This is a genomic window from Pseudomonas rossensis (genome assembly GCF_039888995.1).
GTDB lineage: Bacteria > Pseudomonadota > Gammaproteobacteria > Pseudomonadales > Pseudomonadaceae > Aquipseudomonas > Aquipseudomonas rossensis.
Map to the genome: position 1 here is coordinate 1 of NZ_JBBWCB010000131.1, position 14,887 is coordinate 14,887.

Below are 14,887 nucleotides of genomic sequence, written 5' to 3' on the forward strand. Positions count from 1 at the left end.
CGGCATTGCTCCGGGGGCCCGCCGCCATCGGCCATCCATGGCCGGGGGCGGCTACCGCGGCATCCTTGCCGCGGTGCCCCCTGCGCAACGCCTGCGTTCGGCCTCTGGGAAAGGGGCAGGCAGATCAAGATCAAAAACCAGAGCAAAAGCAAAAGCCAAAGCAAGGTCAACAGAACTCAGCGCTCACCCGCTGATCGTTCCCACTCTCCGCGTCACCATGCGCAGGACTCAAGCCTCACGTAGACAGCGGAACGCGGAGCTTCCCCGGCGGCATTCCTTTGCTGCTCGTGGGAACGATCAGTACACGCAGGTGTTGAGAAAACAGGCCGGCCGGTAGGCCCAGCCACCATGGTCTACATCGATCATCAGGGCCAGACTCATCGCGTGACGTATCAGGTGATGGGTAACTGCCTGAGCAGCCTGTGATCTACGCCTCATAGCAGCGTCCACGTATAGCTGAGGATCAGGCGGTTTTCGTCGATATCACTGCGGTAGTTGGAGCGAGCCATCGCATTGCGCACACGGATCCCGAGGCCTTTGAGACTGCCGCTCTGCAGCACATAGCCGATGTCCAGATCGCGTTCGCGGTCCTTGCCTTCAAACCCCTTGCCGGTATCAACATTGTTGCCGGTGATGTACCGCACGGTGCTGGTCAGCCCCGGCACGCCGAGGGCCGCGAAATCGTAGTCGTAACGCGCCTGCCAGGAGCGCTCATCGGTGTAGGCGAACTCGTAGGTCGGCACCTCGTTACCCAGTGGGCTGATGTTGGCAAACACTCGCGGGAAGGCGCTGTCGCCGAACATGCCCTGATAGCCGACATAGAACGTGTGGCCGCCACGCTTGGCGGACAGCAAGGAGAAGAACGCCTGGTTGTCGATGTTGCCCAGCAGCTTTTTGCCGTCTTCGCGCGAATCGTAATAACCAAGGTTGGCGCCCAGGGTCCAGTTGCCCAGCGGCTGGCTGTGCTTGAGGCCGAGAAAGCGCTGGTTGTAGATATCTTCCAGTTGCCCAAACCAGGCGCTGACCGAACTGCGTTTATCGTTGAAGGCGTAATCGGCACCGGCAAAGTTGAAGCCATCACTGCTGACCTGACGCTGCGGTAAGTGACCGAGCATGGCTTGCATCTTTTCGTCGCCAGCCTTGTTGCGCAGGCTGGTCGAGTTCAAGTGACCACCTTGCAACGTCAGGCCGTTGATCTCGTTCGAGCTGATGCTCGCGCCCTGATAGCTGGGCGGCAGCAGACGGATATCACTGAAGGCCAGCACCGGCAGGTTGGGTTGCAGTTCGCCCACCTTCAGTTCGGTTTTGGAGAAACGCACCTTCAACGCGCCTTCCAGTCGGCTGTAATCATTCGCCGCGCGCCCGTCATCCTTTACCGGCAGCAAACCGGTATTGACCCGGTCCAGGCTGCTGTCGAGTTTGAGGCCGAGCAGGCCAATGACATCCACACCAAAACCGACGGGGCCCTGGGTATAACCGGATTTGACGTTGAGGATGAAGCCCTGCGCCCACTCTTCAGCCTTCGACTGTTGGTTGGCCCCGACGATGTCGGAGAAGTCCCGGCTGAAATAGTAATTGCGTGCTTGCAAGGTGGCGGTGGTGTCTTCGATGAACCCGCCCTCGGCCGCCATCGCACCGGCGGAGAAACTCGAGACGACAGCCATGGACAACACTGAACCGGTTGGAAGAATCTGTTTCATCGTTTTTTCTCTTATTTTTATTGATCGACAGGTTGAAGTGCTTCAGCCGCAGCGGATTCGCTGCGGGGAACGGGACGACGGGCGTTTAACAACAAATGGGTGACCATGCCGAAAATCAGCCCCCAAAAGGCGGCGGACAAACCCAACAACGACATGCCCGACGCGGTGGTCAGAAAGGTCACCAACGCGGCTTCGCGATCACTCGGCACGGCCATTGCGCCGGCCAATGCCCCGGCAATCGCAGCAAACAGCGCCAGCCCGGCCAGGGCTGCGATCAGTTCTTTGGGGAACGCGGAAAACAGTGAAACCAGGGTCGCGCCGAAGATACCCAGCACCAGGTAACACAGCCCACCCACAACCCCGGCCACATAGCGTTTGCCGGGATCTTCATGGGCCTCGCGCCCGGTACAAATCGCCGCGGTGATGGCTGCCAGATTCAGCCCATGGCAACCGAACGGTGCCAACAGCGCCGTGCCCACCGCACTGCTGGCGATGATCGGGCCGGCCGGTGTTACGTAACCGCTGGCGCGCAGCACCGCCATGCCGGGAACGAACTGGCCGGTCAGCGCCACCATCACCAGCGGCAAGGCGATATTCAGGGTCGCGCTCAGGCTGAACACGGGCGTGATCCACACCGGCGTGGCCAACCCGATCACCAACGCCTCGCTGCGCAAATCACCGGCGAGAAAAGCCGTCGAGCAGCCCACCAGCAGCACCATCAACACCGCATACCGCGGCATCAGCCGTTTGCAGATCAGGTACGTGGCGAACATCGCCAGCACCAGCAGCGGCTTGCCCTGCAACGAGATGAATAACCCGGTGCCGAAGCTGAACAGAATCCCCGCCAGCATCGCTGCCGCAATCGCCGCGGGCAGTTTGCCGATGATCCGGTCAAATGCGCCTGAAACCCCGACCAGGAAAATAATCAGACTGCTGACCAGATACGCACCTACGGCCTCCGGCATGGAGATCCCCGGCAACAGCGCCACCAGCAACGCCGAGCCCGGCGCCGACCACGCGATGATCACCGGGACGCGGTAACGCAGGCTCAGACCGATGCCGAGCACGGCGCTGCCGATGGAAATCGCCCAGACCCACGACGACAGCACTTCTCGCGAGAGGTGCGCGGTCTCGGCAGCCTGAAAGATGATCACCAACGGGCCTGCGTAGGAAATCACCGTGGCGATAAATCCGGCGACTGCCGCAGACAGGGAAAAGTCCCGGACTAACGCTCTCATGAAACGTCGCCAACAGACCCGTCGGGCGAACCGTGGCGCAGGCCCGACAGCGCTTGTTTAGCACTGCGTCGACTGCTGATGGCGAACACGGTCATGGCGATGGCGGCCACCGCACCGGGCAAAGCAAAGGCCATGAAATTCAGTTGCAGCGGCAGGCTGATCCCGAGTAGCGCACCGCCCAGCAGCGGTCCGACGATGGCACCGTTGCGCCCGATGCCCGAGGCCCAGCCCAAACCGGTTGAGCGAATGGTCATGGAGTAGAACTGCGCGGCGCAGGCGTACAACAGAATCTGCGAGCCGATGGTGGTGGCGCCGGCAATGGCGATCAGCAAGTACAACAGCGGCATCGGGCTGTTGAATCCCAGCAAGGTGATCGACACAGCAGCCACGGCGAAGAACACCGCCAACACCCGCGGCAAGTTGAGTTTGTCACCCAGAACACCGCCGCCGACCGCGCCGAAAATGGCACCGAAGTTGAGCACCAGCAGGAACGACAGACTCGAGCCCAGGCTGTAACCGGCGTTGGCCATCAGTTTCGGCAGCCAGGAACTCAAGGCGTAGACCATCAGCAAGCAGCAGAAAAACGCCAGCCACAGCATCAGCGTGCGCAGCGCACGACCTTCGCGAAACAGTTGCAACACCGGGGTGCCAGAGCCCTTCACTTCGTTCATGTGCAACAGATCGCTGGCGTGTGCGACGTAAGCCGGATCAATCCGTTCCAGAATGTGGCGTGCCTCTTCATTGCGCCCCTGACGCAGCATGAAACCCACCGACTCGGGCAGGAAGTACATGATCAACGGCAACAACAGCAACGGCAGCACCGCCACGTAAAACACCGATTGCCAGCCAAAGCTCGGGATCAGCACGATACCGAGCCCCGCCGAGAGCATGCCGCCTACCGAATAGCCACTGAACATGATCGCCACCAGCGTGCTGCGGATTTTCTTCGGCGCGTACTCGTTCATCAGCGCCACGACGTTGGGCATCACCCCGCCAATGCCGAGCCCGGCAATGAACCGGCAGAGGCCAAACTCGGTGGGGTTGCGGGCAAAACCATTGAGCACGGTAAACCCGCTGAAGAGCATCACGCAGATCGTAATGGCTTTTTTGCGGCCGATCTTGTCGGACAGCGGGCCGAAAAACAGCGCACCGAACATCATGCCGAACAGTGCATAACTGCCCAGTGCGCCCGCCTGCAGGGGACTGAGCCCCCACTCTTTCATCAGCATCGGCAGCACCACGCCGTAGATCACCAAATCGTAACCGTCGAAAATGATGATCAGGGCACACCAGAACAGCACCATCCAGTGGAAGCGGTTGAATCGTGCGTTGTCGATAACCTCATGTACGTCGATCTTGCGCATGGCATTTATCTCTTGTTGTTATTTTTTAAGAGCGTCGGTAACACGGCTAACGTCCGTACAGCCGAGGGTAGAGGCGCCAGGCACGGGGCAATATCCGCTTTGCGCAGATCGCTATCCGTTTTGTGCAATGCCCTGAACAGGGTGTGGGATGAGGCGTGTTGCGGGGATGGCGCGCCGCAGATCCGGCAGATCTGACCCTCTCCGATAAACTGTCTTCTTTGCGATCGCATTTGAACGCTAAGCTTGGGCTTATGGATGACTCAGATTATTTACGCCTGCTGACCATCGCGGCCGAGCAAGCCAACGCGTTCCTGTCCAATGCCCGCAAATGGGAGCGTGAGCGTTGGGTCTGCCAGCGCCTGCTGCAAGGCCTGAACATTCCCTATCGCGCAGACGAATTCGCCCCTGCCGGAGAGCCGCCGGACGTGCTGTTTCGTGACGCCAGTTTCGAAGTGTTTTTCGTGCTCGATGAAGGCCGACGCCTCAACGACGAATGGCGCGATGAGCTGCAACGCCGGCGCAGCGCGTTTTCTCTGAGTTCGCTGGTGCGCCGCGAGGCCAAGCCCCGGCGCATTCCGGCCAATGAATTCTTGCTGAGATTGGCGCCGACCTTGCGCAAAAAAGCGCACAACTACAAAGAACGCGGCATGGACCTGGGCGAACTGGACATCATCGCCTTCGCCAGCCTCAAGCGCGAAGTGCTGGACCTCAACAGCCATTTCCCGCCACCGACCGAATACCTGCGCCAGGGCTGGCGCTCGTTGTCGCTGGTCGGTCCGACCTTCGCCCGTGTGCTGTTCGCACACCCGGATGCACCGGATTTCCTGCGCAGCAACCTGGGTCGCAGCATTGTTTTCGACGTCGGGATCAGCCTGTGAGTCCATTGCAGGAACTGATTGCCGAAGTGCCGCAAACGGGTCGCGTTCGCTGGATCGGCGTGCGGCCGCAATCACGTTCTCAAATGATCGAACTCGATGCCGTGGAGGCGCGGCTTGAAGCCGGTTTGACCGGTGATCACGCGCGTCCCGGCCTACGCAATGCACGGCAGGTAACGCTGATGCAATGGGAGCATCTGGCGGTGATCAACTCACTGATGGGCCGCCCAGAAGATAAACCGGTATTACCTAATGATTTGCGACGCAACCTCGTTATCAGCGGTATCAACCTGTTCAGCCTCAAGGGCCGTCGCTTCAGGATCGGACAGGCGATTTTCGAAACTACGGGCTGGTGTCAGCCCTGCGCCCGTCTCGAGAGCAACCTCGGCCCCGGGACCTTTCAGGCCGTTCGTGGACATGGCGGAATCACCGCCCGGGTGTTACAAAGTGGAATCATTCGCCTGGACGATACGGTGAGCGTCGAGCCGATTCCTGCCAGCGGCTATGCTCCGTTCAATGTGGGCTAAAACCTGCTGTAGCTTCTACACATCTAGCAACGTCTACCCCCTGACGAGGCCCAATATGACCAGCCGCCTGAACCCCGACGACCAAAAGCATGTCGAAGAGTACCTGCAACTGTCCCAGCACCAAGTCGAGCGCCGGCCTTTCCGGCCGTGGATGCTCCTGGTGGTGGTGTTGGCAGTGACCATTGGTTTAGGCCTGTTGAGCCGATTTATCAGTTACCTGACGCTATGAGCTGCCGAGGGTCTGTTGACGTTTGATGACGAACCGCGTTGCGTTCCAACGAGTGCGAGGCAAGGCGCGGGATGCCGCCAAAGGTTATTCCCTTGGCAAATCCCGCAACGCAGCCTCGCGCTCGTTGGAGCGCAACCCGAAGGGACGGACGCCCACGTGGCGCAGGGCAGCGTTGCTCGGAACTAATTTGGAACAACCAAACCACGTTCCTCGCGCCTTGCCCTGCACCACGTGGGCATCCGTCGCGGTCGTCATCAAACGTCAACAGACCCTCATGCTCGCTCGGGTAATTGCACCGATTTCTTTTAGCCTTGCGAGATATCCCCATGACTCATCGTATTGTCATCGTTGGCGGCGGCGCCGGCGGTCTGGAGTTGGCTACCCGTCTGGGTAAGACTCTGGGCAAGCGCGGCACGGCCAGTGTGATGCTGGTCGACGCGAACCTGACCCACATCTGGAAACCGCTGTTGCACGAAGTGGCGGCAGGTTCCCTGAACTCTTCCGAAGACGAACTCAACTATGTTGCCCAGGCGAAATGGAACCACTTCGAGTTCCAGCTGGGGCGCATGAGCGGGCTTGATCGCGCACAGAAGAAAATCCAGCTGGCCGCCACCTACGACGAAGCCGGCATTGAACTGGTCCCGGCGCGCGAAGTGGGTTATGACTCGCTGGTGATCGCGGTCGGCAGCACCACCAACGATTTCGGAACTCAGGGCGCGGCGCAACACTGCCTGTTCCTCGACACCCGCAAACAGGCCGAGCGCTTCCACCAGCAATTGCTCAACCACTACCTGCGAGCGCACGCCGGGCAAACCGACAAGGTCGAGCAGATCAGCGTGGCCATCGTCGGCGCCGGCGCCACCGGGGTCGAACTGGCCGCCGAATTGCACAACGCCGCCCATGAACTGGCAGCTTACGGCCTGGACCGGATCAAACCGGAAAACATGCACATCACCTTGATCGAAGCCGGGCCACGGGTGCTGCCAGCGCTGCCGGAACGTATCGGCGGGCCTGTGCATAAAACCCTGGAGAAACTCGGGGTCAACGTCATGACCAATGCCGCCGTCAGTGAAGTGACGGCCGACAGCTTGATTACCGCCGATGGCAAAGTCATCAACGCCAGCCTGAAAGTCTGGGCGGCCGGGATTCGTGCACCCGGTTTCCTCAAGGACATCGATGGCCTGGAGACTAACCGGATCAATCAGCTGCAAGTGCTGCCGACCCTGCAAACCACCCGCGACGAGAACATCTTCGCCTTCGGTGACTGCGCGGCCTGCCCGCAGCCGGGTACCGATCGCAATGTGCCGCCGCGCGCCCAGGCTGCGCATCAGCAAGCTTCGTTGCTGGCCAAATCGCTGAAACTGCGGATCGAAGGCAAGCCTCTGCCTGCGTACAAATACACCGACTACGGCTCGCTGATCTCGCTGTCGCGTTTTTCGGCTGTGGGTAACTTGATGGGCAACCTCACCGGCAGCGTGATGCTTGAAGGCTGGCTGGCGCGGATGTTTTACGTGTCGCTGTACCGCATGCACCAGATGGCGCTGTATGGCGCGTTTCGTACGGCGATGTTGATGTTGGGCAGCAAGATCGGGCGCGGGACTGAGCCGCGACTCAAACTGCACTGACACCCATCCCCTGTGGGAGCGAGCCTGCTCACGAAGAGGCCCTTACATTCAACATCATTGTTGACTGTTACACCGCTTTCGCGAGCAGGCTCGCTCCCACATTTGGCCTCCATTGATTTGGAGAACTGTGTCTCACTGTATCTCCCCTGCCGTTTCATCCCCTTCGCTTACAAACTCCCCCTTGCGCGACACAGTAGCGATACACCCCGCTCGCTAAATGGCCACACCCGAGCAAGGCTCCCCGCCAGCTACGGTTATCGCCGCACTTACGTGGCGTCCTTTATCGAACGGTTGTGTCGTGCAACCCAGGAGATTTGAAATGTCCCGTACCACCAAAAACACTATCGGTCTGCTCGGCGCTGTTTTGGCCGGTGGCATGATGTTGTCCGGCTCCGTATTCGCTTCCCAGCCGCTGACTCAAGGCTACCTGCTGGCCTCGGCCGAACAGGTCGTGAAGACCCCTGAAGGCAAATGTGGCGAAGGCAAGTGTGGCGATGCGTCGATGGCTAAAACCGACACGGATGGCGACGGCAAGGTATCCCATGCCGAATTCCAGAAAGTCGCGCCGAAGTCCAATTTCGACAAAATCGACACCAACCATGACGGCTTCATCGACGAACAAGAGGCTTTCGATAACGTGAAAGCCAACTTCGAAGCCAATGGCAAAAAAATGCCAAAAGGCCTGTTCGAGCACCTGAAAGACCAAGACGGCGCCTAAGCACCCGAGAACCTGCCGCGCTTCTCCATTCAGAAAGCGCGGCTTTTTTGCGTCTGGAAAATCTAAAGCTGAAAGCGTCGCACCATGCCATGCAAGGCTTTGGTCAGCTGTGATGCTCATGACTTGAAGAAAATCACGTGTTCGGCAGACAAAAAAAATCCCCGTATCTTTCGATACGAGGATTTTTAATATGGTCGGGGTAAGGGGATTCGAACTCCTGACATCCTGCTCCCAAAGCAGGCGCGCTACCGGACTGCGCTATACCCCGGTAATAAAAAGGCGACTTTAAAAAGTCGCCTTCTTCGATCAGTGCTTTTGGCCTCTGATCTTAAGATCTGATCCCAGCGTGAACTGGTTTCAAAAATGGTGGGTCGTGTGGGATTCGAACCTACGACCAATTGGTTAAAAGCCAACTGCTCTACCAACTGAGCTAACGACCCAAAAATGGTCGGGGTAAGGGGATTCGAACTCCTGACATCCTGCTCCCAAAGCAGGCGCGCTACCGGACTGCGCTATACCCCGGTTTGAAATTGGCTCCGTGACCAGGACTCGAACCTGGGACCCAATGATTAACAGTCATTTGCTCTACCGACTGAGCTATCACGGAACTACATATTTCAATTTACAACTGTGAAGCTTGCTTCACCTCTTCGACCCGTTCGCATCGCTGCGTTCGTGTGTCTGAGGCGCGCTATTCTACAATCTTAAGCACCTCTGTCAACCCCCTAAATTGCTTTCAAGTTAATGATTTGCAACTTATTTCAGATTCCTGCTTGGGGAGCAGAAACCCTTCAGGGCGACTTACTGCGGGGCGCACTTTACAAGCCTTTCCCTTTCAGTTCAACAGCCTGGCGAAAAAAAGGCCTCGCAATGCGAGGCCTCGTAGGTTTTGCTGCCGCCGTGGATCAGACGAAGACGATTTCGTCGTTTTCCACGACACCCTTGGCGGTATCGCCCGGCATGAATCGACCGGACAGAATCAGCTGCGCCAGCGGGTTTTCGATCCAGCGCTGGATGGCTCGCTTGAGCGGCCGTGCGCCGTAAACCGGGTCGTAACCCACCGCGATCAGCTTATCCATGGCCTCAGGGCTGAGATCAAGCTTCAACTCGCGCTCGGTCAGGCGACTGCGCAGGCGACCCAACTGGATCTCGGTAATGCCGGCGATCTGATCCCGAGCCAACGGCTCGAAGATCACCACTTCGTCGACCCGGTTGATGAACTCCGGCCGGAAGTGCGTGGAAATCGCATCCATCACCGCCGCACGCTGCGCCTCACGATCACCGACCAGTTCCTGAATTTGCACCGAGCCCAGGTTGGAGGTCATGACAATCACGGTATTTTTGAAATCCACCGTGCGGCCATGACTGTCGGTCAGTCGGCCATCTTCCAGCACTTGCAGCAAGATGTTGAAGACGTCCGGGTGGGCCTTCTCGACCTCGTCCAGGAGGATCACCGAATAAGGCTTGCGACGCACCGCCTCGGTCAGGTAACCGCCCTCTTCATAGCCTACGTAGCCTGGTGGCGCGCCGATCAGACGAGCCACGGAATGTTTTTCCATGAACTCGGACATGTCGATCCGCACCATCGCCTCTTCCGTATCAAAGAGGAACTCGGCCAGCGCCTTGCACAGCTCGGTTTTACCGACACCGGTCGGGCCGAGGAACATGAACGAGCCGCTCGGGCGATTCGGATCGGACAACCCGGCACGAGAGCGCCGCACTGCGTTGGAAACGGCAATGACCGCTTCGTCCTGGCCGATCACACGTTGGTGCAACAGGCTTTCCATCTTCATCAGTTTGTCGCGCTCGCCTTCGAGCATTTTCGACACCGGAATACCGGTCCACTTGGACACAACTTCGGCGATCTCTTCTTCGGTCACCTTGCTGCGCAGTAACTGGTTTTCAGTTTTGCCGTGCTGGTCGACCATTTGCAGGCTGCGCTCCAGGTCCGGGATGATCCCGTACTGCAGCTCGGCCATGCGGTTCAAGTCGCCTTTGCGGCGGGCCGCTTCCAGTTCTTGCCGGGACTGTTCGATTTTCTGCTGGATCTGCGCGGAACCCTGAACTTCGGCTTTTTCCGCGTTCCAGATTTCCTCCAGGTCCGAGTACTCACGTTCGAGGCGGACGATTTCTTCCTGGAGTTTTTCCAGACGTTTTATCGCGGCTTCGTCGCTTTCTTTCTTCAGCGCCTGGGATTCGACCTTCAACTGAATCAGACGGCGTTCAAGACGATCCAAAACTTCCGGTTTGGAGTCGATCTCCATGCGGATGCGGCTGGCCGCTTCGTCGATCAGGTCGATGGCCTTGTCCGGCAGCTGACGATCCGTAATGTAGCGATGACTGAGCTTGGCCGCAGCGATGATCGCGCCGTCGGTGATCGCCACCTTGTGGTGAACCTCGTAGCGCTCTTTCAGGCCACGCAGAATCGCGATGGTGTCTTCTTCGCTTGGCTCGTCCACCAGCACTTTCTGGAAGCGCCGCTCGAGGGCCGCATCCTTCTCTATATATTGGCGGTACTCGTTGAGCGTGGTCGCGCCGACGCAGTGCAGTTCACCACGGGCCAACGCAGGTTTGAGCATATTGCCCGCATCCATAGAACCTTCGCCTTTACCGGCGCCGACCATGGTGTGCAGTTCGTCGATGAACAGAATGATCTGCCCTTCCTGCTTCGACAGTTCGTTGAGCAGGGATTTGAGGCGCTCTTCGAACTCGCCACGGTATTTGGCACCGGCAATCAGCGACCCCATGTCCAGGGACAGCAGGCGTTTGCCTTTCAGTCCATCCGGCACTTCACCGTTGATGATGCGCTGGGCCAGGCCTTCGGCGATGGCGGTTTTACCCACGCCAGGCTCACCGATCAGCACCGGGTTGTTCTTGGTACGACGCTGCAGGACCTGAATGGTCCGGCGAATTTCGTCGTCACGACCGATCACCGGATCGAGCTTGCCTTCTTCGGCACGCTTGGTCAGGTCGACGGTGTATTTATCCAGCGCCTGACGCGACTCTTCATGGTTGGCGTCATTGACGGCCTCACCACCACGCAGGTTGTTGATCGCGTTTTCCAGGGCTTTCTTGCTGACGCCCTGACCGAGCAACAATTTGCCGAGCTTGCTGTTCTCGTCCATGGCGGCGAGCAACACCAGCTCGCTGGAGATGAACTGGTCACCCTTCTGCTGGGCCAGGCGATCGGCCTGGTTGAGCAGGCGCGCCAAATCCTGCGACATGTTCACGTCGCCGGTCGGGTTCTGGATTTTTGGTAGTTGGTCGAGCTCTTTGGTCAGCTCTTTACGCAGGCTGTTGACGTCGAAGCCCACCTGCATCAACAGGGGTTTGATCGAACCACCCTGCTGTTCAAGCATGGCTTGCATCAAGTGCGCCGGTTCAATGCCCGGATGATCGAGGCCGACGGCCAGGGATTGGGCGTCGGACAAGGCTAACTGCAACTTGCTGGTTAAACGGTCTATACGCATGGGTCACCTTCCTTTTGAGCAGGCCGGACCTATAAAACATCCTGAATGAAGAAACCTGCCAGATACCGTTATAGATGCGGTCGATTCTGGAAGATTCAAGCGTCAAGCAGTTGATGTAGATCAGCGAAGTTTAGCGTTCGAGCCATACAAGGGAGGCAAACCGGCCGGTGCGTGGACTGCGGCGGTAAGAAAAGAAGCGTGGATCGGTCACGGTGCAGAAGCCGCCGCCATAAACAGCGGTGACACCGCGAGCAGCCAGGCGTAAACGCGCCAGCTCATAGATGTCGGCCATGAACTTACCGGCATTTGGGTTAGAGACGAAGGCTTTAGCGGCTTCAGGCAGTTGCTGAATAAAGACGTCGCGCACTTCCGGGCCGACTTCAAAGGCTTGCGGACCAATGGCCGGACCGAGCCAGACCAGCACGTCGGCAGGTGGCACGGCCAGACTGTCGAGGGTTGCTTCCAGCACACCCGCCGCCAACCCGCGCCAACCGGCATGGGCCGCCGCTACGCGAGTACCGGCACGGTCACAGAATAGCGCCGGCAGGCAATCCGCGGTCATCGCCGTGCAGGCAATACCGGGCGTTGCCGTCCAGCTGGCATCGGCAGTGGCCGTAAGGCTTGGGTCTGCGTGGGCCACGGCAATGCCGTGAACCTGCTTTAACCAGGCCGGTTGAATCGAGAAATGATCGGTGAGGCGACGGCGGTTTTCGACAACAGCTTCGGGGCTGTCATCGACGTGATCGCCGAGGTTGAGGCTGTCGAACGGCGCCAGACTGACGCCGCCCGCACGGGTGGTAACGCAGGCTTTCACCCCGGCAGGCGCAGGCCAGTCGGGAATCAGCCAGTCACTCATCCGATGAACGCCTCGCGGTCTTGCTTTAGCAGCGTCAGCAACCAGACGAAATCGTCCGGCAGTGGCGATTCCCAGCTCATGCGTTTACCGGTGGTCGGGTGATCCAGCTCCAGGAACCGCGCATGCAGCGCCTGACGCGGGAACGCCTTCAACGATTCGATCATGGTCACACTGGCTGCCGGCGGAATGCGGAAACGACCGCCGTAGGCAGGATCTCCGACCAACGGGAAGTTGATGTGAGCCATATGCACACGAATCTGGTGCGTACGACCGGTTTCCAGCTTCACCCGCACGTGAGTGTGGGAGCGGAAACGCTCGAGCACGCGGTAATGGCTGACGGCTTGCTTGCCACCTTCCATCACGGCCATGCGCTGGCGTTGCTGACCGTGACGACCGATCGGCGCGTTGATCTTGCCGCCGGCAGTCACCACACCGATCACGATGCACTCGTAGATCCGGCTTACGCTGCGGCTCTGCAATTGCGTGACAAGCTGTGTCTGCGCCTGAATGGTCTTGGCCACCACCATCAGACCGGTGGTGTCCTTGTCCAGGCGATGCACGATACCGGCGCGGGGCACATTGATAATGTCCGGCACGTGGTGCAGCAAGGCGTTGAGCAAGGTGCCATCGGCATGACCGGCGGCAGGATGCACGACCAGACCCGCGGGTTTGTTGATCACCAGGATGTCGTCATCTTCATAGACGATGTCCAGCTCGATGTCTTGAGCGATCCATTCGCCCTGAGCTTCCTGCTCGGCAGTGAGTTCAAGAATGGCACCACCATGAACGATGTCTCGCGGGCGGATAACCGCCCCATCCACAGTCAGGCGGCCGTCTTTGATCCAGGCGGAAAGGCGCGAGCGCGAGTGCTCAGCGAATAATTGTGCGGCGACTTGATCGAGGCGTTGGCCGCCCAATTCGGACGGCACCTCTGCGCGAAGTTCAATTTTATCGGACATGCTCAGACTAGGCGTCGGCACAGCCTTTGGTTTCGGCTGCGCGCTTGTGGTTAAATACGGCGTCTTTTGCCCCGAGGCTATTCAACGGGGCGCTCATCATAACAGGACGGCCCCGCCCAAGACAGCGGCCGTCATAGGGACGCAAGCCGCCATGCAAGTGAAACACCTGCTGCTGATCGCCATCCTCGCATTGACCGCTGCTTGCTCATCGAAGGAAGTCGTAGACGAAAACCTGAGCGAAGTCGAGCTGTACCAGCAGGCTCAGCACGATCTGGACAACAACAGCTACACCGCCGCCACAGCCAAGCTGAAGGCGCTGGAGTCACGTTATCCGTTCGGTCGCTACGCCGATCAGGCTCAACTCGAGCTCATTTACGCCAACTACAAGAACACCGAGCCTGAAGCTGCGAAGTCCGCCGCCGAGCGCTTCATTCGCCTGCACCCGCAGCACCCGAACGTGGATTACGCGTATTACCTCAAGGGTCTGACTTCTTTCGATCAGGACGTCGGCCTGTTGTCGCGCTTCCTGCCGTTGGACATGACCAAGCGTGACCCGGGTGCTGCTCGCGACTCCTACAACGAGTTCGCCCAGCTGACCAGCCGCTTCCCCAACAGCCGCTACTCGCCGGACGCCAAGCAGCGCATGATCTACCTGCGCAACCTGCTGGCGGCCTACGAGATTCACGTTGCCGACTACTACCTGACCCGTCAGGCCTATGTCGCCGCCGCGAACCGTGGTCGCTACGTGGTGGAAAACTTCCAGGAAACCCCTGCGGTCGGTGACGGCCTGGCGGTAATGACAGAGGCCTACCAGCGTCTGCACCTGGACGATCTGGCCGCCACCAGCCTCGAAACCCTGAAGCTCAACTACCCGAACCATCCAAGCCTGGTCGACGGTCAGTTCAAGCCATCGGTGGCCGAAGCCGACAACCGTTCGTGGTTGAGCAAGGCGACCCTGGGCCTGATCGAATCCCGTCCACCGCTGCCGCCGGGCGAAACCCGCGCCAACCAGGACGTGCAGAAGCAGTTCCAGGACGCCAAGGACGCGATTCCGAACGATCTCAAGCCTAAAGATGAAAATGGCGACGTGATCGAAGAAGAGGAACACGAGTCCGAAGCCAATAACAGCGACCGCTCGTGGTTCAGCTACATGACCTTCGGTGTGTTTGACTGACACATCGGGTTGTACAAAAAGGAGCCTTTCGAGGCTAATGCCGATCAGTTAAGCCAAAACGCGATCCGTAGCAGCTGGCGAAGCCTGCGTTCGGCTGCAAAGCAGTCGTGAAATCAGACGATGCGGTGTTTCAGGAAGACCGCAAACTCAGG

At 59.1% G+C, this 14,887-nt stretch carries 12 protein-coding genes, 4 tRNA genes and 1 pseudogene; 7 read left to right on the plus strand and 10 right to left on the minus strand.

The genetic code is table 11. The features are described 5' to 3' along the window. Window positions 1-333: 333 nt before the first annotated feature. Window positions 334-426: pseudogene (locus WLY71_RS24890) on the plus strand (DUF2790 domain-containing protein); the annotation flags it as partial. Window positions 427-434: 8 nt separating this feature from the next. Here WLY71_RS24890 and WLY71_RS24895 read toward each other — a convergent pair. The 3 genes from WLY71_RS24895 to WLY71_RS24905 are packed head-to-tail and all read right to left on the minus strand — an operon-like array spanning window position 435 to window position 4,302. After that, window positions 435-1,700, minus strand: a complete 1,266-nt coding sequence (locus WLY71_RS24895; RefSeq protein WP_347805660.1) for an OprD family porin — start codon at window positions 1,698-1,700, stop codon at window positions 435-437. A gap of 17 nt (window positions 1,701-1,717) precedes the next feature. Then, window positions 1,718-2,938 carry a benzoate/H(+) symporter BenE family transporter gene (locus WLY71_RS24900; RefSeq protein ID WP_347805661.1) on the minus strand — a complete coding sequence of 407 codons (1,221 nt, stop codon included), beginning with the start codon at window positions 2,936-2,938 and terminating at the stop codon, window positions 1,718-1,720. After that, window positions 2,935-4,302 (minus strand): aromatic acid/H+ symport family MFS transporter, encoded by a 1,368-nt coding sequence (locus WLY71_RS24905; RefSeq protein WP_347805662.1) that lies wholly within the window; start codon window positions 4,300-4,302, stop codon window positions 2,935-2,937. The genes WLY71_RS24900 and WLY71_RS24905 overlap by 4 nt, the downstream gene beginning before the upstream one ends. A 251-nt stretch (window positions 4,303-4,553) precedes the next feature. Between WLY71_RS24905 and WLY71_RS24910 the strand changes: the two genes are divergently transcribed. The 5 genes from WLY71_RS24910 (at window position 4,554) to WLY71_RS24930 (ending at window position 8,276) form a co-directional block, all read left to right on the plus strand. Then, window positions 4,554-5,180, plus strand: a complete 627-nt coding sequence (locus tag WLY71_RS24910; RefSeq protein ID WP_008154887.1) for a DUF1780 domain-containing protein — start codon at window positions 4,554-4,556, stop codon at window positions 5,178-5,180. After that, entirely contained in the window at window positions 5,177-5,704 is a 528-nt protein-coding gene (locus tag WLY71_RS24915; RefSeq protein ID WP_347805663.1) for an MOSC domain-containing protein, read from the plus strand. Before WLY71_RS24910 ends, WLY71_RS24915 begins: the two co-directional genes overlap by 4 nt. A gap of 55 nt (window positions 5,705-5,759) precedes the next feature. Further along, window positions 5,760-5,933 carry a DUF3094 domain-containing protein gene (locus WLY71_RS24920; protein WP_074870992.1) on the plus strand — a complete coding sequence of 58 codons (174 nt, stop codon included), beginning with the start codon at window positions 5,760-5,762 and terminating at the stop codon, window positions 5,931-5,933. Window positions 5,934-6,259: 326 nt separating this feature from the next. Next, window positions 6,260-7,558, plus strand: a complete 1,299-nt coding sequence (locus tag WLY71_RS24925) for an NAD(P)/FAD-dependent oxidoreductase (protein ID WP_347805664.1) — start codon at window positions 6,260-6,262, stop codon at window positions 7,556-7,558. 319 nt (window positions 7,559-7,877) lie between these two features. Next, on the plus strand, window positions 7,878-8,276 hold the full coding sequence (locus WLY71_RS24930; RefSeq protein WP_347805665.1) for an HvfA family oxazolone/thioamide-modified RiPP metallophore: 399 nt from the start codon (window positions 7,878-7,880) through the stop codon (window positions 8,274-8,276). A gap of 191 nt (window positions 8,277-8,467) precedes the next feature. Here the strand turns inward: WLY71_RS24930 and WLY71_RS24935 are convergent. The 7 genes from WLY71_RS24935 to rluD form a co-directional block, all read right to left on the minus strand. Further along, window positions 8,468-8,544: transfer RNA gene (locus WLY71_RS24935), tRNA-Pro, on the minus strand. Between the two features lie 96 nt (window positions 8,545-8,640). After that, a tRNA-Lys gene (locus WLY71_RS24940) sits at window positions 8,641-8,716 on the minus strand. Between the two features lie 5 nt (window positions 8,717-8,721). Further along, a tRNA-Pro gene (locus WLY71_RS24945) sits at window positions 8,722-8,798 on the minus strand. A gap of 9 nt (window positions 8,799-8,807) precedes the next feature. After that, window positions 8,808-8,883: transfer RNA gene (locus WLY71_RS24950), tRNA-Asn, on the minus strand. A 298-nt stretch (window positions 8,884-9,181) separates the two neighbouring features. Further along, the gene (gene clpB / locus WLY71_RS24955; RefSeq protein WP_095130594.1) at window positions 9,182-11,746 is read right to left on the minus strand and encodes an ATP-dependent chaperone ClpB; all 2,565 of its coding nucleotides are present in this window, start codon (window positions 11,744-11,746) and stop codon (window positions 9,182-9,184) included. A 130-nt stretch (window positions 11,747-11,876) separates the two neighbouring features. Next, window positions 11,877-12,602 carry a peptidoglycan editing factor PgeF gene (gene pgeF, locus WLY71_RS24960; RefSeq protein WP_347805666.1) on the minus strand — a complete coding sequence of 242 codons (726 nt, stop codon included), beginning with the start codon at window positions 12,600-12,602 and terminating at the stop codon, window positions 11,877-11,879. Then, the gene (rluD, locus tag WLY71_RS24965) at window positions 12,599-13,561 is read right to left on the minus strand and encodes a 23S rRNA pseudouridine(1911/1915/1917) synthase RluD (RefSeq protein WP_046048807.1); all 963 of its coding nucleotides are present in this window, start codon (window positions 13,559-13,561) and stop codon (window positions 12,599-12,601) included. The genes pgeF and rluD overlap by 4 nt, the downstream gene beginning before the upstream one ends. A 151-nt stretch (window positions 13,562-13,712) precedes the next feature. Here rluD and WLY71_RS24970 point away from each other — a divergent pair, with 151 nt between their 5' ends. Continuing rightward, window positions 13,713-14,735 carry an outer membrane protein assembly factor BamD gene (locus tag WLY71_RS24970; protein WP_283189150.1) on the plus strand — a complete coding sequence of 341 codons (1,023 nt, stop codon included), beginning with the start codon at window positions 13,713-13,715 and terminating at the stop codon, window positions 14,733-14,735. Window positions 14,736-14,887: the final 152 nt, after the last annotated feature.